A 2,462-nucleotide genomic window follows, 5' to 3' on the forward strand; every position below is an offset into this window, starting at 1 on the left:
TATCGTAATTAAGATTTGCCGCCCGAACGTTTTCTTTTCTGAAAGTCAACATGTTCTGATATTGCAACAAACGAAATATCTCTTGATAAAGTTTCGGCATTTTCTCATTCGGTGGCAACTTAATGATGCGATTTACTTGCTGCGCGGTTGATGGCATCAATTGTTCATACGAACAAGTAAGACGTAATAAATGAGGTAAGTATGGAAAAATATCACCGTTTTGTGATCTAACATGCACAATAGGTGTCTTATTATGAACACCTTTTAATTTCCATGTTTCATTTTTTGTTATGTAATAATCTATCACACTTTGTTGTAAATATGGGCTCTTTTCTCCAGCAGTATACGGGGCCACCTCAACAAAAGTATAGTAGTACGATTTTTTATTATACGAATCAACGACTTCCACCCCTTCTTTGATCAGTGGAGATCGATCGCGAAGTAAGTCTTCTAATGTTTTTTTATATTCAAAACGATGTTGATATTCAAAGCCGATCAATATATTTCCGTTCTCTTCAACTGTAAAAGATAAGTAAATAGCCGGGTGAACAATAATTTCGTTCATTTCAATCGATTGTTCGGTTTTCAAACAAAACAAATCCTTGTAAATTTTATATTCATTTTTGCATCGTTCTATTAACTCTTGTTTCAATAACCTTTCCAATACCGTTCTTTCTGCGGCATTGGAACATTCGATTGCTCGGTACTCATGTTTAATATATTTATGATCACCCCAATGAACGATCTCTTGAAACGATGCAATATATTGGCCGTGAGCAGCAATGGTCACATTAGCATTCCTCTTTCTTAACTCATAAACAATGTGATGGACAAACGAGTATTTTTGGTTCGGGTTTAATAAAGATACAGTATAAATATGAAGTGGAATGTTGCTTGCATTTTCGTTTGCGATACACTCGGTTATATAGTATTGATTCATCTAACCAATCACCCCTTATGATGAATAGTCATCCGTGCGTTGATTCGTTGACAATCATCGTGCTTATAACTCTCTTAATCGGTTTCGTTCAATTTTAATCGTATTGTCTTTACCATCAAGTAGATCAGCACGCTTACTTCCGTAAATGCGAAAACGCGGGGATCCTTTTACGACCTTCACTGATAACCGAGGTGTTCCACGAGATTGCTGTTTATTTACATCCACACATGCAACGAATTCGTCCCAACGAACAATGGCGATAATTTGGCTATTGTCACTTACTTGCTTCTGACCACAAATAAAAGCAAAAATTAGCGTTTTATCTGAATGATTTTCATGGACATTGATAATTTCCTGTATTTCGTTGTCACTAAATGTGAAAGACCATGTAAAATCTTCGGAGCCAGATGGGGTAGTATGATATTTTGCATAAATGATGTAATTGTCTTTATTTGTTGTAACCGTGTAAATTTGTCTACTTTCATTTTCTTTTTCAAACAATGCTGGTGCCAATCCTCCATTCACTAATGCAGAAAGAAGCGCACCATCATAATAATCCGCTTTGCAAATTGCTGTCACTCCGATCCCCCCATAAAATCAAATATCCCAATCCCATTATACGGAAAGAAAGCAGAAAATATTGTCGAATATTGTAGAAACTGATGGATAAATTTTGAGTATGTATTGCTACGTAAGGGGAATTTTTCCTTCTTTCTGGCATACACATACACAACAAAAGGGAGCCGAGTGACCCCCTTTGTTAATATAAGATCATGTTTAAGAAAGAGGAAGAACACCATCTCATTTCAACATCTCAATTTCCTCCAAAGACAACTCCGTCAGTTCGTGAATCGTCTGTACGTCGTAGCCTTTTGCTAGCATCTTTTTTGCAATCTGGCGTTTTTCTTGTTGCAGACCTTGCTGTAGACCTCGTTCCACCCCTTCTTTCAAGCCTTTTTCTAACGCTTTTTTCTCATATGAAATAATTAACTCTAACACTTGTTCTTTTTCTTTCGTTTCCATTTCATTCACCTCGTTTCGCAATTGTTGTTTCCACATGCTTCGAGGTGTGGCACCACATCAAATTTTTCTCAACTTTCAAGCAAATGATTTACTTCTTCTTCCGTAAGATCCACAAGGGTTGCAATTTCTTTTGGTGTCATCCCTTTTTTCGACATATTGTAAACAAGATGTTTCATTCCTTGCTTAAATCCTTCTTCCAATCCTTCCTTTTTTCCCTTTTGTATTCCTTTTTGTATTCCCTTTTGTTCATACGAGATTAACAATTCCAGCACTTTCTCCTTTTCTTTCGTTTCCATTTCATTCACCTCGTTTCGCAATTGTTGTTCTTCCTCATCCGACAGGTTCACATATGTTTCAAAAAAGCCGATTAACAATCGTTGCTTTGCTTCGTCTAATTCCATGCGCACAATCATTCGTAAAAACTGCTTCTTTAACTCTATTCGTTCACTTTCAGTATACCCCATTTTGCTTAACAACGCAGCGGCGATTGGGTTGTCGT

The 2,462-nt window shown here is 36.7% G+C and carries 3 protein-coding genes and 1 pseudogene; all 4 read right to left on the reverse strand.

Annotated elements, in window-relative coordinates; genetic code table 11:
* Nucleotides 1-940 (reverse strand): annotated as a pseudogene (locus tag ES017_RS15005) (Piwi domain-containing protein); the annotation flags it as partial.
* Between the two features lie 63 nt (nucleotides 941-1,003).
* Nucleotides 1,004-1,519, reverse strand: a complete 516-nt coding sequence (locus ES017_RS15010) for a hypothetical protein (protein WP_019418711.1) — start codon at nucleotides 1,517-1,519, stop codon at nucleotides 1,004-1,006.
* Nucleotides 1,520-1,741: 222 nt separating this feature from the next.
* Complete coding sequence (locus tag ES017_RS15015) at nucleotides 1,742-1,963, reverse strand: RpnC/YadD family protein (RefSeq protein WP_021096131.1); 222 nt, start codon at nucleotides 1,961-1,963, stop codon at nucleotides 1,742-1,744.
* Nucleotides 1,964-2,031: 68 nt separating this feature from the next.
* On the reverse strand, nucleotides 2,032-2,462 hold a 431-nt coding region (locus ES017_RS15020), incomplete at its 5' end, for an RpnC/YadD family protein (RefSeq protein WP_483296349.1).

The sequence above is a fragment of the Anoxybacillus sp. EFIL genome, from assembly GCF_013096955.1.
Classification (GTDB): Bacteria; Bacillota; Bacilli; order Bacillales; family Anoxybacillaceae; genus Anoxybacillus; species Anoxybacillus ayderensis.